Genomic DNA, 20,697 nt, shown 5'->3' on the forward strand with positions numbered 1-20,697 from the left:
TCGCCCCTCATATTATGATGCAACGATTCTGGCATTCCATTACTACCCGTTTCAGCCTGTTCGCCATCGGCTTCGTGGCACTGGCCGCGCTGCTGGCCAGTTGCGCCGTCATCTTTGAATGGCCGCTGGTATGGATCGTGCCGCCGCTGGCGCTGGTCCTGCTGGTCGCCAGCCTGGTCTGGTGGCTGCGGCGCTGGCGCCGCCAGCGCGACGCCACCCGGTTCGGCGGCATGCTGGAACAGCAGACGTCCGGTACGACGCCCAAGGCAGGCCCCACACAGCGCGAGGAAACCGAAGCCATCCGCAAGCGCATGCTTGCGGCGATCGGCACCATCAAGACGTCCAAGCTGGGCCAGTTGTCGGGCGACGCGGCCCTGTACGAGTTGCCCTGGTATATGGTCATCGGCAATCCGGCGGCCGGCAAGAGCACGGCGATCGCCAATTCTGGCCTGCAATTTCCTTTTGCCGACAGCAAGATCGTGCAAGGCATCGGTGGCACCCGCAATTGCGACTGGTTCTTCACCACCGACGGTATCCTGCTCGACACGGCGGGCCGCTATTCCGTTAACGACGAAGACCGCGCCGAATGGTTCGGCTTCCTGGCGCTGCTGAAAAAACACCGCAAGCGCGCCCCGATCAACGGCATCATCATCGCCGTCAGCATTGCCGAACTGACCGGCAGCCGGCCCGAATTCGCCATCAACCTGGCCAAGAACCTGCGCCAGCGGGTGCAGGAACTGACGGAAAAACTGGAAGTCCACGCGCCCGTCTACGTGGTGTTCACCAAGGCCGACCTGATTACCGGTTTCAACGAATTTTTCCAGGATACCGAACGGGGCGAACGCGACCGGGTATGGGGTGCCACCCTGCCCTACAGCCAGACCAGTTCTAAACAGGACGTGCTGGAGCAGTTCGACCAGCGTTTCGACGAGCTGTATGACGGCTTGAAAGAGCTGAGCCTGGCCAGCATGGCGCTGCAGCAGAACGAGCGCATGCCGCCGGGCGTGTTTACCTTCCCGCTCGAGTTCAGCGCGATCAAGGGGTCGCTGCGCGCCTTCATCGCCACCCTGTTCGAGGAAAACCCGTTCCAGTTCAAGCCCGTCATGCGCGGCTTCTATTTCACCAGTGCGTTACAGGAAGGCATGTCGGTATCGGCCTCATCGGAACGCGTGGCGCAGCGCTTCGATTTGAAATTGCAGCCGCAGCAACACAACGAGGTGCAGGACCAGCATGGCTATTTCCTGCTCAATCTGTTCCGCAAGGTGATCTTCGCCGACAAGGAACTGGTCGCCCAGTACGCCAGTCCAGCCAAGACCCGCGTGCGCTACGCCACCTTCTTTGCCGCCACCGCGCTGGTGGGCCTGGCGCTGGCCGGCTGGAGCTGGTCCTATATGGCCAACCGTCAGTTGGTGGCCAATGTGCAGGCCGACCTGGACCAGGCGATCAAGGTACAGGACAAGCGGCTCGACTTGCAATCGCGTTTCGAAGCGCTGGAAATCATGCAGGACCGGATCGAGCAGCTCGATTCCTACCGCAACAGCCGGCCTATCTCGCTGGGCCTGGGCCTGTACCAGGGAGAATTGCTGGAGCGAAAACTGCGCGAAGAATACTTTTCGGGTGTGCGTGAAGTGATGCTGGGCCCGGTCGCGCAATCGTTGGAAGCCTTCCTGGCCGAGGTCAATGCCGGCGCCAGCCGCTTGCAGCCGATGGCCAGCACGCCGCAGTCCGGCGCGGTGTCGGCCAGTGCGGCCGCCACCCTGCCCGCGCCGGCCGGCACCCTGGCCACGCCGGTGGCCGCCACGCCGACGGCGGCCCTGGCCAGCGCCCCTGCCGCCGCACCACCAGCCACGGCCGCTGCCGTCAACCTTGGCGCGCAGCAGTTCAAGGATGCCTCGCCGGCCAATGTGGAAGACGCCTATAACGCCCTGAAAACCTATCTGATGCTGAGCGACAAGTCGCGCGCCGAAGCGAGCCACTTGAATGACCAGCTGACCCGTTTCTGGCGCGTTTGGCTCGACAGCAACCGCGGCAACATGCCACGCGAACAGATGATACGCAGCGCCGAACGCATGATTTCGTTTTACCTCACCCAGATCAACGACCCGTCCTGGCCGCGGATCGACAGCAAGCTGGCGCTGGTCGACCAGTCGCGCGACAGCCTGCGCCGCGTGGTGCGGGGCATGCCGGCGCGCGAACGCGTGTACGCCGACGTCAAGGCACGCGCCGCCACGCGCTTCGCCTCGATGACAGTGGCGCGCATCGTCGGCGAGCAGGACAAGGAGCTGGTGCTGGGCAGCTACGCCATTCCCGGTACTTTCACGCGCGACGCCTGGGAACAATTCATCCAGCAAGCCTTCCAGGAGGCGGCCAACCGCGAACTGCAAAGCGCCGACTGGGTGCTGAAAACGGCGTCGAAGGATGACCTGACCCTCGAAGGCAGTCCGGAGCAAATCCAGAAAGCGCTGGTCGAGCTGTACAAGACGGATTACGCCAAGGAATGGCAGAAATTCATCCAGGGCGTCAGCATCCGCGAATTGAACGGCTTCGACAGTGCGGCGGCGGCCATGAACCGGCTCGGCGATCCGCAAACCTCGCCGATCAACAAGCTGATCGAAACGGTATACAAGGAAACCTCGTGGGACAACCCGTCGCTGCTGGGCCAGGGCTTGCAGCGCGCCCAGCGCGGCATGATGGGCTGGTTCAAGGAAACCATCCTGCGCCAGAAACCCTCGGGCATCAACGTCAACGTCGGCAGCGGCAGCGGCGCGCCCACCACCAGCGCCTTGCCGATGGGGCCGGTGGGCCGCGAGTTCTCCGGCGTGGCCCGCCTGGTCGTTACCAAGGACAAGGACGCTTCGCTGATGCGCGGCTACATGGACGCGCTGTCCAAGCTGCGCGCCCGTTTCAACCAGATCAAGAACCAGGGCGATACCGGCCCCGGCGCCAAGCAGTTCATGCAGCAGACGCTGGATGGCACCGGCTCGGAACTGGCCGATGCGCTCAAATACGTGGACGAACAGATGCTGACCGGTATGACCGATGCGCAAAAGCAGGCGATCCGGCCGTTGCTGGTACGCCCGCTGATGCAGACCTTCGCCGTCATCATCAAGCCGACCGAGACTGAAATCAACAAGGTCTGGCTGGCGCAGGTGCTCGAACCGTTCCAGAAAACCCTGGCGCCCAAGTATCCGTTCTCGCCCGCCTCGGGTAGCGAGGCCAGCAATGCCGACATCGGCCAGGTGTTCGGACCGGAAGGCAGCATCGCCAAGTTCTTCAATACCACCATCGGCCCGCTGGTGGTGCGCCGTGGCGATTCACTCAGCGCCAAGACCTGGGCCAACATGGGCATCGGCCTGGCGCCGTCTGTGGTGGCCAGCTTCCCCGGCTGGATTGCTCCGCTCAGCGCCAATGGCGTGGCCACGGCGGCCGGCGCCGGCGAAGCGCAAACCCGTTTCGACCTGCAGGCGCTGGCCGCCGTCGGCGCCACCGAGTACACGATCGAAATCGATGGACAGGCGCTGCGCTGGCGCGGCCAGCCGCAGCCGTGGATCCATATGGTCTGGCCGAATCCGCAAGGTACGCCAGGCGCGCGCATCAGCGCGATTACGCCGGAAGGCCGCACGGTCATATTGCTCAACGAGCTTGGCCATTTCGGCCTGAAGAAAATGATCGATTCGGCCAAGCGCAAGCGCAAGGATGGCGGCGTATTCGAACTGAGCTGGGAAAACAGCGGCGTGAGCGTGGCGGCCAACCTGAAGATCGTCGCCACGCCGGCGCCGGCCGCTGCGCCAAGCACCGCCTCGGGCGCCGCGGGCTTCCGCAGCCTGAAGCTGCCGGAAATCGTGGCCCAGAGCGTGCCGGCCGTGAATGCGCCTGGTGCCGCCCCCACCGTCACCGGCAATGCGGCCAACGCCGCCGTCGCGCCATGACCCGCACCACCGCCACCCCGATCGGCTACTTTGGCAAGCTGCCTAGCCGCGGCGACTTCGTCAAGGCCAGCGACAACCCGGCCCTGCTGAAGATCCTCGACGACTGGCTGGCGCAAGCGATGGACCTGCTCAGCGCCGACGCGCGCTGGAAACTGACCTACGATGCGCTGCCGCCCATGCATTTCGCCTTTATCGGCCCGCGCCGGGGGCGCGCCATCGCCGGCCATATCGCCGCCAGCAGCGATGCCTCGTCGCGCCGTTTTCCCTTCCTGATGATGAGCACCATGGAAGTGGACCAGCCGGCCGCGTTTGTCGCCAACAGTCCGCTGGTGCTGTCGCGCCTGTGGAACCGTTGCGAGGGGCTCAGCAATGACATGCGCGGCCCCGATGCCGGCAACGCGCTGCATGCGGCAAGCCATGCCAGCATCGACCTCGACCTGCGTGCCGCCGCCTATGAAGCCACTTTCAACGATTTCCTCGACATGCAGACCGTGGGCGAACTCGACGCGCTGCTGGCGCCCACCGGTTTCACGGGCACGGTGCGGCAGGTGCTGCTGGCGCTGGGCCTGTTGCTGCAGCCGGTGATGGCCAGCAGTTCCAGCCGGCTGGAAAAAAGTCTCGAATTGCCGCTGCCGGCCGACCCGCTGTACCGCAACATGGTGGCGGCGTTCTGGATGCACCTGATCACGCCGTTCCTGGCGCGTGCCGATTTCGAGCTGGCGCTGTTCATCACACGGCTGCGCGGCCGCCAGACGCTGGTGCTGGGATTTTCCGGCGCGTCGGCGCAGACCCTGCATGTGCTGATGAATCCGCAAGCGGCACTGGATCATCATATCGCGTTCGACGACCTGGACTGGGTCGAGGAACACGTCGGCAACGACTATGCGATCAAGAAAGTATCGACCTATCTGGCACAAGCCAACCTCTCGCTCAAATCGGCGCACGATTCCTTGCGCGCCGCCTTTATCGGAACCTGACCATGCGCGTATCCCGGATCGTTCTCTTCCTCGGCATGGCGCTGGCCGCCATGTCCGCTTCAGCGCAAGCGCCCATATCGTTACCCACGGCCGCCACGCCGCAGCCAGGCCAGGTATTGGCCGCCGGCACCGTGCCCGACGAAGCGAGCAAAGCCGCCGTGCTGGCGCGCCTGCGCGAACTGTACGGCGCCGACAAGGTGGTCGACCAGATTGCGGTCGGTCAGGTGGTCTTGCCTGCCAACTGGAACGCCTATGTGCAAAAGCTGCTGTCGCCCACCCTCAAGCAGATCAGCCGCGGCCAGCTGAAAATCGACGGCAGCGTCGTCAGCGTGCGCGGTGAAGTGGCCAACGAGGCGCAGCGGCAAAAAATCGCCAGCGATATCGCCACCAGCCTCAATCCTACCTACACCGTCAACAATGGCCTGCGCGTGTCGGCCAGCGAGCAAGGCGTACTCGACACCACCCTGGCCAACCGCACGATCGAGTTTGAAAGCGGCAAGGCAACGCTGACGCCATCGGGCCGTGCCATCCTCGATGAAATGGCGGCAGCCATGCAAAAGCTGGCCGGCCGCAAAGTGGAAGTCATCGGCCATACCGACAACCAGGGCTTGCGCGCCAGTAACCAGAGCCTGAGCCAGGCGCGGGCCGAAGCCGTCAAATTCTACCTGGCATCGAAAGGCATCCATGGCGACCTGCTGACGGCGTCGGGCCAGGGCTCCGACCGGCCGATCGCCAGTAATGACACGGCGGACGGGCGCGCCCGCAACCGGCGCATTGAATTTCGCATGGCGCAATAACCATCCATCAGAGGAATCAGAGGACCACATGTTTTCAGCCGAACAGTTATTACTTCCGATCAGCAATGAACAACCGGCAGGCGTGGACCTGGCGTTTTCGCCCGAACTCGACGCCATTACCCTGGCGCGCAAGTTCGACGACCCCACGCTCGACCAGGGCGAATGGGTCGCCGACCTCAAGGAGGCCGACTGGGACTTCGTCGTGCGCAGCTGCGCCGGCCTGCTTGCCGGCAGCAGCAAGGATCTGCGCCTGGCGGTCTGGCTGACCGAAGCGGGCACCAAACGCTACCACCTGCGCGGCATGGCAGAAGGTTTGCTGGTGCTGGCGGGGCTGTGCGAAAAATTCTGGGATCGGGGCCTGTTCCCGGAAGCCGAGGACGGCGACCAAGAGCAGCGCATCGGCAACCTCAGCTGGATACTGTCGCGCATCCCTGCGCTGCTGCGAGAAGTGCCCCTCACGGCTGGCCCGGGCGGTGCCTTTTCCACCATCGATTTTGAAACCGCCCGGCGCCAGGCCGGCCCGGGTGATTCCGCCAGGCAGCATGAGGGCGTCAAGTTGTCCGACATGGAAGCGGCGCGGCGCAACAACTCGGCCGCCTTTTGCGCCAGCTTCGCCGTCGACGCGCAAGATTGCCTGGAAGCGCTGCGCAAGCTTGAAAGAGTCGTCGACGCCAGGCTGGGCAACGACAGCCCGGCCTTTTCCACGGCGCGCGAAGCCGTCGAAGCGATGCTACGCGTGATGCCCGCCAGTACCGGCGTGGCGCCAGCCGCAGTCCCCGCCGCCAGTGGCGTGCCTGCTGCTGACAGCGCGATGACGCCGGCCGTGCCGGCGATCCCGGCAGGCCCGCCCGGCGCCATCGCCACCCGCGCACAGGCAATCGAGCAACTGCGTGCCGTGGCGCAGTTCTTCCGCCGCAGCGAACCGCACAGCCCCGTCTCCTATTTTGCCGACAAGGCCGCCAATGCCGCAGACCAGGACTTGCACAGCTGGCTGCGCTCGGTGGTCAAGGACGCCGGTTCGCTCGCGCATATCGAAGAACTGCTGGGCGTGCAGCCGCCCGGCAATGGCTAAAATCGATGTTCACGCCATGGCGGTGCGTCTGCCGCCGCCATGGTGTGAAGGTTTGTGCCTGGCTCAGTATTATTTCGATTTTTCCCGGTCTTCCTCGCGCCAGCGCTTTTTCAGCTGCGCCAGCCACTCAGCCTCTGCATTGGCATATCTTATAATGATTTTCTTTTCTGCCTGATAATAGAGCCGGGCTTCCTGACTGGCTTGCTGCATGGAGTTTTTCGCGGTCTTGACTGCGCGGTCCAATTTTTTTTCCGCCTCGACTCCGGCATCGTGCACGCCGTGGCCGACGCGGGTGGCGCCATCGACGATCATCCGGCTCGTTTCCTTGTACGTCTCCACCGCCCGCCGTTCCAGCAGCTTTTCGGCCTCGGACACCCCCCGCGCGCTCGCTGCAATCTTTTTGCGCGCCATACGATAAGTGCTGACGGTGTAGCCATACAACTGCTGGAAGTAGGTCACGGCCGCATCGCCCGCTGCCTTGACGGCCTTCAGCGATTCATTGGCGATATTCGACATGTTCGAATAATCATCGCTTTGCGCGAACACGTGGCGGAAGCGGCCGTAGCCGCCCGTCAGCCATACCGGCTCGTGCTTGCCCAGGATGCGAAAGCCGGCGCGGGAATCGTGCACATAATCTTCAAACAGCGTGACGCAGCCAGCCGGCGGCTGCGCGCCTTCCGTCATGATTTTCAAAAACCGCTCTTCCCAGTCGCTTAAGGGGTCTTTTCCTTCTTCCACAAACAGCATGCCAGCCGGGCTGACGCGATGCAGAACAGTCTTGGCACGTTCATTGAGCCACCCCATCGTGGTCGCATTGGCCTTCTTTCGTTCGCGCCACGAGCGCAGGTATATCCCCAGATCGGTATCGGCCTCCAGTAAATCTTTCTGGCCCGGCTGGTCGGATTCCTTGAAAAAGCGCCTGGTCTTCAGCTGCTCTTTTCCCTGCGCGTGCAACATGCCGCGCCAGCGCAGATATTGTTTTGTATGCGCCTCGGTAAAGGTCTTCACGTCTGCGCCCTTGATGCCGTTATGCGTCAGCCAGTTGTTGTAGGAGGCGATCAGTCTTGGGTCGGTGGCAAAGGATGCCAGCATCGCCTCGCGCTTTACCACTTTCATCTCTTTCAACGTAAATAACGGCACACCTGCTTTCAGGGCGGCGAAATGCATGTCGATCAATGGAATCTGCGACAGATGCGGCGAAGGTCCCCAGCCTGGCATAGAACGGCCCTGCTCGCCAGGGTAGTATCCTCCGCCCACGTCGGAATGCATGCCGGGGTAACCAACATTGCCCCGTCCCGTTGCCGATTCCAGCGGAAAACTGGCACGCTGCTCATGCAAAGCGATGAAATGCGTGCACTCTTCGACTACGGGATGGATGCTCTGGGTTCCATTTCCCCAGGCCATATGCCCGAAGGTGACCGGCGTCACATCGCCGACACCAACGGCGGCCACGGTATCAAAAATTCCCAGGAAGCCTATGCGTATGGGGACGCCCGCCAGCTCAAATGCGCCGGTTTCCCGTTCGAACACCTGATGCAGCCAGTGGGCACTGGCGCGCGCTTCGGCGGCTCCGCGCGAAAAGCCGAAGATGGACACATTGATTTGTTTGAGCTTGCGCTGATGAGTTTTGACAACAAGCGCCAGTTTTTCTTCAAGCGACGTCAACATTGTCCAACGCTGCACGCCTTCCAACCCAAGCAGCATTTGTGCACTCATCAAATTTACCAGCAGCCTTTGCTCGTCTGGATCGAGCAAAGGACCACCTGTCAAATAACTGTGCACTGAATTAAGTAAGGAGGTGATTCCCCAATTGATACGATCGGCACCCATGTAACCGAAGCCGCCACCCGCATTATCAGTCAACGCCTCGATCGTATCGCCAATTTCCTTGAACGGCGTGCCGACACCAGGCATATATGCACGAAAGAATCCATTCTCTGGCTCATCAAGATGTGCATCCCATAGCCTGGCAACATTGCTATGCTTGTTTCGTTGCCGCTGAGTCAGGTTCTTGGGATTTGCTATCGGATCTTTCTGTCTCCAATCCTGATTATTGCCACTCCCATCATAAAAAAGTCCGATATAAATTTGACCCTGACATTCTGTTTTATGAGGCGACCTGACGCAGGCCATCGCCTTTGCGCGCTGTGACGATTCTTTGGGAGTAAGGCTGCGTCGCCCATCCAGAGGGGCTTTACGCCCTGTATAGATAATAGACATTATTATAAAATTCCTCGGATTATTTCAATAAATTTTATCCCCATATGATCTTCAGAGGGATGCCTGGATGCAGTTCTGCCTCTTTGCCGGAAAGCGGATACTTTCGATGTCCGAGCAGGTATCTGGTAACAAACACTTTGTAACTACCATCATGAAGAAAATGAACGACAAACATGCTGGCATCGGCACGAGAATACTGCGGAACCAACACTGTTTTTTCTACGCGGATAGCCTTCCCATTTTTTACTGTATCCATGACTATCGTTGCCTTCATGCTTGGCTTCCATACTGCCGGTATTGAGAGACAGCAAGTTTGCCCGCCCCCCCCTTGTCCAGGGTCGAGGTAGCCAGCCTCTGCTGACGAGCCATCTTGAAGTGTCACAATATAGCTTCCGACTCCGTGTTCGGTATGATTATACGCAGTCAGACTCACGCTGATTTTCATTGATTCCTTGCTACAGGCCATATTTGAAAACAATAGAAAAATACATAAAAAGACGTAAGCAAATCGCTTCCCAAATAAATTCATTATAGTTTTCCCTGAATTGAAAATAAATTATCATAAAGAACATTCAAATAAAAAATTTACTCCCATATTATTTCCAGCGGCACTCCCGGCTCCAGTTCTGCTTCCTTACCAGAAAGCGGATACTTTCGATGTCCCAGAAAATATTTTTTCACAAATACCTTATAACTTCCATCATGAAGAAAATGAACGACAAACCTGCCGGCATCGGCGCGAGCATACTGAGGTACAAACACCGTTTTTTCTACGCGAATAGCCTTCCCATTTTTTACCGTATCCATGACTATCGTTGCCTTCATACCTACCCCCCATACTGATGGTATTGAGAGACAGCAAGTTTGCCCGCCCCCGCCTTGTCCAGGGTCGAGATAGCCAGCCTCTGCTGAAGATCCATCTGTCAGTGTGACGATATAGCTTCCGACCCCATGTTCGGTATGGTTATACGCAGTAAGACTCACAGCGGTTTTCATTGATTATTTATTGCAAGCCACAGTTGAAAATAAAAGAAAATAGAAAAACAGAAAAACTTAATCGATGTTTAAATGGAGTCATAAAAATAATTTTCAACAAATAAACAAAAGTAAATTTAATCAATCAATCCCACAAGAACCTACTTCCATATTATTTCAAGCGGCACTCCTTGTTTTAATTCAGCTTCTTTTCCAGAGAGTGGATATTTCTGATGCCCAAGTAAATATTTAGTCAAAAATACTTTATATCGTCCATCATGTAGGAAATGAACGAGAAATCTACCAGCATCAGAGGCCACATAAGGTGGTACGGGCACTACTTTCTCCACTCTGACATCTTTTCCGTCTTTTATAGTTCCCATGATAACGGTGACTTCCATCCCCTTTTTCCATACAGCAGGGATCGAAAGGCAACAAGTTTCACCTCCACCACCCTGACCTGGAGCAAGAAATCCAACCTCAGTCCAGGAACCGTCGCAAGTTTTACCATATAACTACCAACTCCATGTTCGGTATGATTGTAGGCGGTGAGATTCACGCTAATTTTCATGTTTTCCTTGCCACATGCCGTATTTGAAAATGCAATCAAAATACATAAAAATACATTGAGTAAATTTTTTTGAAAATAGTCTTTTGATCATCTGAGTTCCTGAAATTCGTTGACCAAATACATCCTGAGATTGAAATGAAAATTAAATCAACTTTAGGAGTCGCTTATCCCTTGGGCTCATACGCCTCCCACAGCGGCGGCCCCGCTTCCCAAACGGTTTTCGGCAAGGCTTGCAGCGCGTCATAAAAAGCATCGAGCGATGCGGGTGGGTTTTTCATGAATGCAATAAACAAGGGCTGTTCCATGGCTTTGCCTGATGTGTATAAAGCCAGCAATACGTATTGGGTTTGCCGGTCGAGGTCATCGATTCCTGCATCGAGCGCGCGCTGCTGGTATTTCGCGACAAAAGCGTTCAGCACGCGTGGCGGCGTGTCATTGGTTTCATCGGTGATCACGCGCCGCAAATGACTGACCAGGTTAGCGGTGTCGGCCGGTTTCAGCTTTGCATGTTTCACCGTGCTTGACGCCTGCGGTGCGGCCTTGGCCGCTGTCTGCGCCGCGACGTTGCCACCGGCAAATGCCAAAGCCAAACTCAGGCACAGTGCCAGTGCCGGCAGTTGGTCAAGCTTCATGCTGAATGCCCCATAAGGGTGGGCCGGCTTCCCATACGTCGTCGGACAAGGCTTGCATGGCTTCATAGAAACTTTCGATAGAGGTGGGTGGGTCTTGCATGAGGGCAATGAAATCGGGGTGTTCGATGCCGGCGCCGGAGGTATACAGGGCCAGCAGCAGGTACTGCGTCTGGCGGTCCAGGTCGTCGATGCCAGCGGCCAGTGCGCGCTGCTGGTAGCGGGCGACGAATTCATATAGCAGCCGTGGCGGGGTATCGTTGGTTTCGTCGGTGATCACGCGCCGCAAATGGCTGATCAGCGTATCGGCGTCGCCGGCATCGACCAGCATGCCGTATTGCGCATCATCCAGATGGATGAGAGGCGAGTCCATGAGCGCAGCGTCCGGCGCAGCAACGGCTGTGTCGACATCCAGCAGGACGGCAACATCGCCAAAACGGTTGATGTACTGCAAGTTCAACAGTCCAGCCACGAATTGCTCGCGCTGTAGCGGCTCCAGGCAGGCCAGCCAGACCGGCAGGATGCGGGTGTCATACCAGCGCAGCATCATCTGCTGCTGGTCGCTCAGGCCGACGGCATGAAATTGGCGTAAATGCCGTGCCAGTTCGGGCAAGGGCCAGGGACTTTCCATCCAGCTCAGGCAAGGCGCGCCATAACCGAGCTTTTCAGCCCAGTCGCAGACTTTTTCCAGCATGGCCGGCGCAAGACCGGACAGCGGTATCAACAGGGGCGCGATCTCCGGCAGGCTCGCTTCGTGCGTCTCCTCGAACAGCGACGCATACGGTACTTTCCAGCGCTGTAGCATCAGGTGGCTGTTTTCGGCTTGCGCGCTGTCGAGTAACAAATAAGGCAGGCGTTGCTGCTCAAGACTGGCCCGGACCCAGCCGTGCAATGCCGAAACGCTGTCGGGCCTCAACGCAGCACTCCCGCTGCGCCCTGTTGCATGGCGCTCAAAATGCAGTTTTTGCAGGTGCTCGATGGCAATGGCGGCATCACATACGGCGCGCGCGTGGGCCCGATAAAACTCTTCCTACCGGCATATACCGTGATCTTGCCCGGGCACTGGATCGTGATATTGCCGCCCTCGATGGTGATGTTGGCCCCGCCCGACGTCGACAGGCGGATGCTTTTTGCAGCCGCCCAGTCGATGTGCGCGTTGGCGCTGACGATATTGACTTCCTCGCGCGCCTGCACGTTGAGCACGTCGGCCTGCGCCTGCAGGTCGATGGCCTGTTTGGCGGCGATCAGTTGCAGGCCGATATTGTTCTCGCCCGCCTTGACCACGCCGGCCAGCACTCCGATGGCTTGGCCGCTATGCACGCGCAGTTTTCCGCCGCTGCTGAACTGGGTATCCTGGCCACTCATCATGGTGACGGTTTCGCCATTGGCCAGTTGCAGGTCTTGCCCCGCGATCACGCCCAGTCCGGCCCTGGCGGCAATCGCGATGATGGCATCCTTTGTTTGCGGCAACTGGTCGTGCATGCCGGAAACGCTGGCCAGCATCGCCTTGAGTGGCGCGGCCTTGTCGTCGAGCTCGCTGGCGTCCGGCGCGCTGGCGCCGATGTGGCTGGCGTACGTCACCGTTTGATGCGTCTTGGCGGCAGTGTTGAATGTTTCGCCCAGCAGCACCGCCTGTTTCAACAATGCCATGCCGCCGGCGTTGTCGCCGGCCGGATCGCGTTGCGCGGCGTCGTGCCTGAGCACATAGCTGCTCACCAGCAAGCCCGCCTTGGCGCGCACCGCGCCATACGCATCGGTGCGCAACTCCGCACCGGCGCCGCGCAGGCTGCCGCGATAATTGTCGGCGCCATGGATCAGATGGCCCAGGCTCAGTTCGCTGGCCGCATGACTGCTTTTCAGTTGCACGCGGCCCTGGCTGTCGGTGTCGTCGAACAGCAACTGGTTATAGCCCGCCGCGCTGCCCGCCTTGCCGAACTCCTTGCTGCGGATGCCCCATTGCGCTGCGCCATTGCGGTGCGCCGCGCTGGCACCTGCGGCGCCATGCCACAGCGGACTGTTGCCGCCCGCCACATTGCCCTGGCCCGCGATGGCGTGGTCATGCGCCGGCTGGAACACGCCGGCATCGTTTTGATCACGCACAATGCCACCCGGGGTTGGTTTGGTGCCGCCCTCGCCCTGCCCGTTGTACAGCGCGCCGACGATGACGGGCCGGTCGATATCGTTTTCCAGAAATTGCACCAGCACTTCCTGGCCGATACGCGGCAGGAACTGGCTGCCCATGCCGCCGCCGGCCGCACGCTGCGCCACGCGTACCCAGCAGGTCGCGCCGGTCTCTTTCTGCCAGTGAAAGCGGATGCGCACCCGGCCCAGCTTGTCGCAATAGATTTCATCGGCGCCGCTGGCCACGTCATTGCCATCGGCGCCCACGACGATGGCGCTCTGGCTGCCCAGGGCTGTCGGCGTGGCGTGCTGGCGCGCATCGTTGCCAACTTGCACCGGACGCCACGGGGTCGCTGCACTGATCATGTCGATGCAGTTGGCGTAACCGCTGGCTTGCGCCTGGGCAATCGCGGCGGCGAAATCGGGAAACCCTGCACCCCACTCTGCCACGCTTTCTTCCAGCAATTCCGCTATCGGGCCGAACAGTTCCGCCAGTCCTTCCAGCGCCGGGGCCGGCAGGTTGTTGACGCCGATGCTGGCCACGCGCAGCACGACATACTCGGGTGCGGCACCGTCGGCTGGCTGCAACGGTCCCTGCGTCAGGGTAAAGCGCGTGCCGGCGCGCAGGGTGCGCACGGTCGAACGCGCCTGCCACTGCTGGGCGCGCGCTTCATGGGCCTGCATCTGCAACCGCGCGTAGCGCTGCGCCTGGGCGGCGCTGGCGTACCAGTACTGGCCCGGCGTATCGTAGCTTTCCAGCAGCGGAGCGTTCTTGCCGCCGAGAACCATATTCGTCGGCACGCTGGCCGCGACCGCCTTCTTGGCCTTGTAATCGTAACTGAGCACGCTGCTCAGCCCGACATGCAGGCTGCGCCGCCCGCTCAAGGCTTGCACGCTGTCGCCCGGTTCGCCGACGCGCGCGCCATGAAAGCGGATGCCGCTGCCTTGCACGCTGCTGGCGTCCTCGGGCGTGGCACAAGCCTGGCTGCTGTCGGCAAAGACGATCAGGGTCTGACCGTCAAACCGCCAGGCCAGCCCTTCTTCGGTCAGCAGCCGGCGCACGAAATCGAAATCCGATTCGCGGTACTGGCAGCAATAGCTGCGTTCGCCCGCTTCCTGCATGCACGACGCGACCTCGTCGCTCCAGCGCCACAGCGCGTGCGGCGCATACGCCTGCAATACCTCGTCGACGATGGCTGTCACGGTTTTGTCTTGCCAGACGCGGCTGTTACGCACTTGCGTCAGCAGCCACAGCCACGGCGTGATGCGCAAGCGGTAGCGCGCCAGTCCGCCATTGCTGCCGAGCATGGCTGCGGCGCTGATATAGCCGGAAAACTGGGTGCGCGTGCCGTCTGCCAGGCTGATATGCAGGCTGGCAGGCTGGCCCAGCAGGGATGCCAGCGCAACATGGGCGCTGGTGGACAGGGCGATAATCTCGCGCGCGCCGATCACCTGCAATTGCTCGTCGGCGGCAAAGGCTTCGACCAGCAAGCCGCTGTCCGCCTCCTCGCCGATGGTCAGTTCGTACAGCCGCGTGGCGCTCGTGAAAGCAGCCAGCGCGTCTGCAATCTTGTCGCTTGAAGTGGATGGCATGCGGTTCCCGTCAGTCGTTTACTATGCTTTGCATATTTAACAATTATTGTAGCGAGGAATGTATATCGCAGGAGCGCGCTTGAAACGGGGTGAACAGATTGCCCCGTGCTGTCCGTGCTGTAGCGGGCAAATTGCATCTGCCACCCATCCTTTTTCACGCACCATGGCTGCAGCGCTTACTTGATCGTGTACTTGAACTGCCCTTGCTTGCTGGCGCTGACCTTGATTTTCGTGATGGCCGCGCCTTCGGCCATTTTGGCCAGCACCGACTCGGCGATCTCGGGCAGCACGCTGCCGTTGAGGATATTGTCGACATTGCGCGCGCCCGAATCGACTTCGGTGCAGCGCGCAAGCACGGCGTCAACCAGCGCTTCGTCGTAGCTGAATTCGGCCTTGTGATTGGCTGCGATGCGCTGGGCGATCTTGCCCAGTTTCAGGCCGATGATATTGACCAGCACGTCGTCCGAGATCGGATAGAAAGGAATCACTTTCAAGCGTCCCAGGAAGGCCGGCTTGAAAGTCTTCACCAGTTGCGGGCGGATCTTTTCCTCCAGCTGTTCCGGCGTCGGCAAGTCTGGTGACGCCACATTCAGGCAGGCTTGCATCAGGATGCTCGAACCGACGTTCGAGGTCAGGATGATGATGGTATTTTTAAAGTCGATCTCGCGCCCTTCGGCATCCTCCATCACGCCCTTGTCGAAGACCTGGAAGAACAGCTCGAGCACGTCCGGATGGGCTTTTTCCACTTCATCGAGCAGCACCACGCTGTACGGGTTGCGCCGCACCGCCTCGGTCAGCACGCCGCCTTCGCCGTAGCCGACATAGCCGGGCGGCGAGCCTTTCAGACCCGACACGCTGTGCGCTTCCTGGTATTCGCTCATGTTGATGGTGATCAGCTTGCGTTCGCCGCCATACAGCACGTCGGCCAGCGCCAGTGCCGTTTCCGTCTTGCCCACGCCGGACGGGCCGACGAACAGGAACACGCCCTTCGGCTTGTTCGGATCGTCCAGGTTGGCGCGCGAGGTACGCACGCGCTGCGCCACCGCCTCGATCGCATGCGACTGGCCCAGCACGCGCTCCTCCAGCATGTCCTTCAGCTTCAATACCGTGCGGATTTCATCCTTGACCATTTTGCCGAGCGGGATGCCGGTCCAGCCAGCGACGATTTCGGCCACCACGTGACCGTCGACCTGCACCGGCACCATCGGCGTTTCGCCCTGCAGTGCGCGCAAGTCCTTGAGCAAGGCTTGCAGGTCGCCGACCTGGCTGGCGTCCGCTTTCGTGCCTGTCTGGCCGGCGCCCGCGCTTTCCAGGTCATGGCGGGCCGCCTTGACCTTCCCGCTCAGGGTCTTTTCGTTTTCCCAGCGCGCGGCAAGTACCGCATGCTCGCTTGCAGCGGTGGTGCGCTGCGCGCGCAAGTCTTTCAGGCGCACCGGGTGGTTCCCACCGCTCTTTTCCTCACGTTCGAGCGTAGCGACTTCGGCATCGATGCGGTCGAGCTTTTTGACCAGGTTTTCCAGCAGGGCCGGCGTCGCGTTCTGGCCCAGCGCTACCTTGGCGCAGGCGGTATCGAGCACGCTGATGGCCTTGTCGGGCAGCTGGCGACCCATGATGTAGCGATGCGACAGCCGTACCGCTTCGGTGATGGCTTCGTCATAGATGCGCACATTGAAATGCTTTTCCATCAGCGGCGCCATGCCGCGCAACATGGCGCAGGCCAGTTCCTCGCTGGGCTCCTCGATCTTGACGACCTGGAAGCGGCGCGCCAGCGCGGCGTCCTTTTCAAAGTACTTCTTGTATTCGCCCCAGGTGGTGGCGGCAATCGTGCGCAGCTCGCCGCGCGCCAATGCCGGCTTGAGCAGGTTGGCCGCGTCGTTCTGGCCGGCCGTGCCGCCGGCGCCGATCATGGTGTGCGCTTCGTCGATGAACAGGATGATGGCGTGCGGGCTTTTCTTGACTTCATCGATGACGTTTTTCAGGCGGTTCTCGAACTCGCCCTTGACGCTGGCGCCGGCTTGCAGCAGGCCCATGTCCAGCGTATGGATCTCGACGCCCTCCAATACATCGGGCACGTCGTCCTGCGCGATGCGCAGGGCCAATCCTTCGACCACGGCCGTCTTGCCCACGCCCGCCTCGCCCGTCAGGATGGGGTTGTTCTGGCGGCGGCGCATCAGGATATCGATCGCCTGGCGTATCTCGGCATCGCGCCCGATCACCGGGTCGACCTTGCCGTCGCGCGCGCGCGCCGTCAGGTTGGTGGTGAACTGGTCCAGTGCCGGGGTTTTCGAGGCGGCCGCGCGTCCTTCGAGTTCGCCGACGGGGTCTCCTCCTCCCTCGCCGCCCTCCCCGTCATCGCCATCGGAAGCCGAGACGCCTGCCGCCTCCTGCGAGCCTTGCGTGATCTTGTCGAGGTTGTGCTTCAGGTCATCGAGCTTGAATGTATTGAACAGTTTCGATCCGCGGTAAGCCAGCTGCGCCAGCTCCGGGTCGGTCAGCAACGCCTGCAGCAGATGGGCGCTGCGGATGCTGGCCTGGCGGCCTGCCTGCACGTCGAGCGACGCAATCAGCCAGGCGTTTTCAAACAGCTTCGGCAACCTTGGCGAGAACACAGGGGTGCGCGCATTGCCGGTCTGCAGGCGCGCCACTTCGGCCTGAAGGTCCGCTTCGAGCATGCTGACGCTGATGCCGCTGTGGCGGGCGATCAGCGCAAAGTCGCTGGCCGGCTGTTCCAGCAGGGCCAGGAACAGATGTTCCAGGTCGACCTCGTATTGTCCGAGGCCGACGCAGATGCCGGCGGCGCGGGTGGCGGCGGTGCGACTGGTGTCATTGAGCTTGCTGATCAGCGTCTTGAGGTTGATGCTCATGGGGCAAAGGTCCTTGTGTGGAAACGGCTAAAAAAGAGAAGATGGTTCATGCCAGCGTATGCAGTTCGTAGCGCACGTCGCTGCGGTCTTGCGCGGCGCCGGCGGTGATCAGGAAACTGTCCCAGCCCAGCCGCCCGCCGCTGCGCGGTTGCTCCAGCGTGACGCCGTGCACATCATCGGCGCGCAACACCAGTTGCACTTCGTATTCGAGGCACAAGCCGGTAAACATGGTGAGCATTTTTTCCAGCGCGCGTGCCGCCGCGCCGCCCGGCAGAAAGGCGTCGAAATGGACGCGCGCCAGCGGGCCGACGACCAGCCGCATGCGCAAATCGCGCTGCCAGACGCGCGCGCCGACCAGCGCGGTCGAACCCAGCATGGCGTTCATGCCACCCAGGCAGCTTTGCTGGTCGCGCGGCACGTCGTACCAGCAGCCGACAAACTGGGTCACCTTGATGGACTGGCCAAAATAGGCGGACAATACTTGGCCGATCGCCACCGCCGATGGCGGCCGGTGCCGCATGGCGGCGACAAAAAAACCCACCGACTCGTCGAGGACGCCATCGCCATCGTCGTACAGGCGCTGGCGCAGCGACGCATGGCCCAGGCCCGCCAGCGATAGCAGCAGCGGCAAGAACTTGTCCCTGCCATCGAGCTGGTATTTGAGTTCCAGGCGGTACTTGCTCCACGCTTCGTAGAACAGCGCCAGTGCGCGGCTGGAAAAAGTGTCGAGAAAGGCGCGCGGTCCTTCGTCCTTTTCGTATAGCTGGTGCGCGGCGATGCTTTCGGTGTAATGGGCCGGCAGCGCGCCGGCCACGCCGAGAAAGCCCATGAAGGCAGGCGTGATGCGGACGTATTTCAGCTCGCCGTGCCGCACGGCCGCACCCAGCGCGCGCATGTCGGCCGCCAGAGCGCCCAGCGCGCGCGGTTCGGCATGCACCGCTTCAAGCTGGCTGGGCGCAAAGTTGAGCGACAGCGAATTTTGAAAGCGCAGGAAATTGGCCACCGCGCCCTCGCGCGCCATGCCGTTGCGAACCAGCCAGAGTTCAAGCATGCGTACCGCCTGGAAGTACTGGAAGCGGTAAGGCTCGGCGAACAGGCGCTCGATTACACTAGGCTCAAATCGCCGCTGCGTGGTTTGCATCGCAACAACTCCTCTCCCGATTTTTTCGACAGCACCACCAGTTGCGTGAAACTGTTGGCATGCACGTACAGGCCGAGAAAACACTCGACGATATGGGCAAACGCATGGATGCCGCTGCCGACGAAGGCTTCCTCATCGAGCGTCAGCCGCACTTCCAGGCCGCGCACCAGGCAGGCGAAGGGATTGCCTGGCAGCCAGGCGTTCGCCGCCTTGTGGTCGATCGCCGCAATGCCGCTGATCTGCCGTTGCGAGGTTGCCGATCGGGGCAAGTCATACAGGGTCAACATTTCCTGGAACGCTTCCAGGCCGCTGCCCGACAGCGACAGATGGTTCAGCGACAGGTGCGAGATCAAGCGCCAGTGCGCGCCGCGGCCCCGCTCAAAACGGTGCGACTCGGTCGGCTTGCGCAGGAAGTTGATGCTGCGCACGCTTGATCCGCCTTCCAGGAACAGGTCGCCGCCGCGCAGGCCATAGGTAAGTTGCGCCGGCAGATCGCGGTTAGTACAGCTCAATTCCAAGCTCAGGGTATCGGTTTCAATCGCTGCCGGATCAAAATCGATGTCGACGATGGAAATCTCGGTCTCATAGCCGGGGCTTTTTTCGCTGATTGCGTCATCGCGCCGCATCACCCAGTAATGGCCATCTTTGGCGGGCATCTGGCCGTGGCGCAGCGAGTAGAACGGGCGAAATTCGGTGATCGACTCGCCTTGCGGCGTCTGGCGCACCAGCTTGACCGATTCGATGGCTTGCACCTCGAATGCGTAGGCGCGGCGCGCATCGGCCAGCACCGGATAGCTGGCGGCCGTGTGCGTCAGCCGGATCGGCTCGCCGCGCAGACGGAACAGGTTGACCACCGGCGTGCAGCCCAGCAGCAGGTTATTGGTCGACATGGTGCCCAGCATGCGCGCCGTATTCGAATCCGTGCGCAAGCCGGCCAGCGCCAGGTGCAGCGTGATGCGTCGGCAGCCGGACGGCAGCGGCGCGCACAGCGCGGCCAGGTCGATGTCGAAGAAGTTGAATTTTTCGGGAAAGCAGAAGTATTCGGTCAGCAGCCGGTAGGCTGGATGCGAACGGGCCGAAAACGGAATCAGCGCATCGTCCTCGGCATAGCCGGCGGTGCTGACAGGGATCTGCGCCAACGCGTTCCAGCGTCCGCTGTCATCCGCTTCCACATAGGCCTTGACCGTGCGCATGAACAGCGCGTCGCGCAGCGCCGCGCAAAACGAAGGCTCGCCGTCGATGAACACGCGCAGCTTGCTGACGCCCAGCTGCGCCAGACTGATCTGATCGGCGGTCGCTTCGATGACGATGCTCACGCTGGAGGTGGCGTTTGGCGGCAGTGGCACCTGCTCGGGCGCGTCGATAATGGCGGCAAACGCCGCATGCGTCAGCGCCAGAGGCGCCACGGTGACAGGATAAGCGGTGCGGAAGGTGCAGGCAACGCCCTTGACGGGACGTGTCGCCAGCTCGGTGCCGCGCGCAATCTCGGTGGCGGCCGTCAGCTGCGCCGCCGCGCCGCTGTAGTCGAGGCGCGCGATCGAGCACGAAGGAAACGGCCGCAGGTAATGCGGGTACAGTACCTCGAACAGCGCCTCGGTGAATTCCGGGTAATCGTCATCGAGACGTTTCGAAATGCGCGAATTGAGCAGCGCGAAGGATTGGATCATGCGCTCGATATGCGGGTCTTCGCAGACTTCGCCGCCGATCAGCAGTCGTCCCGCGATCTTCGGGTAGCGCTCGGAAAACTCGCGCGAATAGCGGCGCAGGAAACCCAGTTCACGTTCGTAATACGGTAATAAGTCTTCCAA

Annotated in this window: 13 protein-coding genes and 1 pseudogene; 4 read left to right on the forward strand and 10 right to left on the reverse strand. The window is 61.0% G+C overall.

The genetic code is table 11. The annotated features are described in order from the left end of the window. The first annotated feature begins 17 nt into the window (after window positions 1-17). The 4 genes from tssM to tssA are packed head-to-tail and all read left to right on the forward strand — an operon-like array spanning window position 18 to window position 6,775. A complete protein-coding gene (tssM, locus tag ACQ4W7_RS10650; protein WP_436530648.1) occupies window positions 18-3,929 on the forward strand; it encodes a type VI secretion system membrane subunit TssM in 3,912 nt (1,303 codons plus the stop codon). Further along, the gene (gene tagF, locus ACQ4W7_RS10655) at window positions 3,926-4,906 is read left to right on the forward strand and encodes a type VI secretion system-associated protein TagF (protein WP_426071043.1); all 981 of its coding nucleotides are present in this window, start codon (window positions 3,926-3,928) and stop codon (window positions 4,904-4,906) included. The genes tssM and tagF overlap by 4 nt, the downstream gene beginning before the upstream one ends. Before the next feature lie 2 nt (window positions 4,907-4,908). Further along, on the forward strand, window positions 4,909-5,703 hold the full coding sequence (locus ACQ4W7_RS10660) for an OmpA family protein (protein ID WP_436530324.1): 795 nt from the start codon (window positions 4,909-4,911) through the stop codon (window positions 5,701-5,703). A 28-nt stretch (window positions 5,704-5,731) separates the two neighbouring features. After that, window positions 5,732-6,775, forward strand: a complete 1,044-nt coding sequence (gene tssA / locus ACQ4W7_RS10665; protein ID WP_436530326.1) for a type VI secretion system protein TssA — start codon at window positions 5,732-5,734, stop codon at window positions 6,773-6,775. A gap of 69 nt (window positions 6,776-6,844) precedes the next feature. Here tssA and ACQ4W7_RS10670 read toward each other — a convergent pair whose 3' ends face one another. The 10 genes and pseudogenes from ACQ4W7_RS10670 to tssF all read right to left on the reverse strand — a co-directional run bounded on the left by ACQ4W7_RS10670 (window position 6,845) and on the right by tssF (window position 20,697). Then, entirely contained in the window at window positions 6,845-8,995 is a 2,151-nt protein-coding gene (locus tag ACQ4W7_RS10670) for a T6SS phospholipase effector Tle1-like catalytic domain-containing protein (RefSeq protein WP_436530328.1), read from the reverse strand. Window positions 8,996-9,029: 34 nt separating this feature from the next. Further along, window positions 9,030-9,524 (reverse strand): DUF3304 domain-containing protein, encoded by a 495-nt coding sequence (locus ACQ4W7_RS10675; RefSeq protein ID WP_436530330.1) that lies wholly within the window; start codon window positions 9,522-9,524, stop codon window positions 9,030-9,032. Window positions 9,525-9,580: 56 nt separating this feature from the next. Continuing rightward, window positions 9,581-9,991: a DUF3304 domain-containing protein gene (locus ACQ4W7_RS10680; protein WP_436530332.1), complete on the reverse strand. Its 411-nt coding sequence runs from the start codon at window positions 9,989-9,991 to the stop codon at window positions 9,581-9,583. A gap of 140 nt (window positions 9,992-10,131) precedes the next feature. Further along, window positions 10,132-10,431: pseudogene (locus ACQ4W7_RS10685) on the reverse strand (DUF3304 domain-containing protein); the annotation flags it as partial. A gap of 274 nt (window positions 10,432-10,705) precedes the next feature. Further along, complete coding sequence (locus tag ACQ4W7_RS10690) at window positions 10,706-11,173, reverse strand: hypothetical protein (RefSeq protein WP_436530334.1); 468 nt, start codon at window positions 11,171-11,173, stop codon at window positions 10,706-10,708. Then, on the reverse strand, window positions 11,163-12,062 hold the full coding sequence (locus ACQ4W7_RS10695) for a DUF4123 domain-containing protein (protein WP_436530336.1): 900 nt from the start codon (window positions 12,060-12,062) through the stop codon (window positions 11,163-11,165). The genes ACQ4W7_RS10690 and ACQ4W7_RS10695 overlap by 11 nt, the downstream gene beginning before the upstream one ends. Before the next feature lie 20 nt (window positions 12,063-12,082). Next, window positions 12,083-14,884, reverse strand: a complete 2,802-nt coding sequence (locus tag ACQ4W7_RS10700; protein WP_436530338.1) for a type VI secretion system Vgr family protein — start codon at window positions 14,882-14,884, stop codon at window positions 12,083-12,085. Between the two features lie 176 nt (window positions 14,885-15,060). Next, window positions 15,061-17,748 (reverse strand): type VI secretion system ATPase TssH, encoded by a 2,688-nt coding sequence (gene tssH / locus ACQ4W7_RS10705; RefSeq protein ID WP_436530340.1) that lies wholly within the window; start codon window positions 17,746-17,748, stop codon window positions 15,061-15,063. Window positions 17,749-17,794: 46 nt separating this feature from the next. Beyond that, complete coding sequence (gene tssG / locus ACQ4W7_RS10710; protein WP_426071032.1) at window positions 17,795-18,889, reverse strand: type VI secretion system baseplate subunit TssG; 1,095 nt, start codon at window positions 18,887-18,889, stop codon at window positions 17,795-17,797. Further along, on the reverse strand, window positions 18,853-20,697 hold the full coding sequence (gene tssF / locus ACQ4W7_RS10715) for a type VI secretion system baseplate subunit TssF (RefSeq protein ID WP_426071031.1): 1,845 nt from the start codon (window positions 20,695-20,697) through the stop codon (window positions 18,853-18,855). The genes tssG and tssF overlap by 37 nt, the downstream gene beginning before the upstream one ends.

This window comes from Janthinobacterium algoris, assembly GCF_051380935.1.
Classification (GTDB): domain Bacteria; phylum Pseudomonadota; class Gammaproteobacteria; order Burkholderiales; family Burkholderiaceae_D; genus Janthinobacterium.

Excerpts from the sequence above, each read along its gene's own strand:
- tssM (WP_436530648.1), top strand. The coding sequence starts at position 18 with ATGCAACGATTCTGGCATTCCATTACTACCCGTTTCAGCCTGTTCGCC.
- tagF (WP_426071043.1), top strand. The coding sequence starts at position 3,926 with ATGACCCGCACCACCGCCACCCCGATCGGCTACTTTGGCAAGCTGCCT.
- ACQ4W7_RS10660 (WP_436530324.1), top strand. The coding sequence starts at position 4,909 with ATGCGCGTATCCCGGATCGTTCTCTTCCTCGGCATGGCGCTGGCCGCC.
- tssA (WP_436530326.1), top strand. The coding sequence starts at position 5,732 with ATGTTTTCAGCCGAACAGTTATTACTTCCGATCAGCAATGAACAACCG.
- ACQ4W7_RS10670 (WP_436530328.1), bottom strand. The coding sequence starts at position 8,995 with ATGTCTATTATCTATACAGGGCGTAAAGCCCCTCTGGATGGGCGACGC.
- ACQ4W7_RS10675 (WP_436530330.1), bottom strand. The coding sequence starts at position 9,524 with ATGAATTTATTTGGGAAGCGATTTGCTTACGTCTTTTTATGTATTTTT.
- ACQ4W7_RS10680 (WP_436530332.1), bottom strand. The coding sequence starts at position 9,991 with ATGAAAACCGCTGTGAGTCTTACTGCGTATAACCATACCGAACATGGG.
- ACQ4W7_RS10690 (WP_436530334.1), bottom strand. The coding sequence starts at position 11,173 with ATGAAGCTTGACCAACTGCCGGCACTGGCACTGTGCCTGAGTTTGGCT.
- ACQ4W7_RS10700 (WP_436530338.1), bottom strand. The coding sequence starts at position 14,884 with ATGCCATCCACTTCAAGCGACAAGATTGCAGACGCGCTGGCTGCTTTC.
- tssH (WP_436530340.1), bottom strand. The coding sequence starts at position 17,748 with ATGAGCATCAACCTCAAGACGCTGATCAGCAAGCTCAATGACACCAGT.
- tssG (WP_426071032.1), bottom strand. The coding sequence starts at position 18,889 with ATGCAAACCACGCAGCGGCGATTTGAGCCTAGTGTAATCGAGCGCCTG.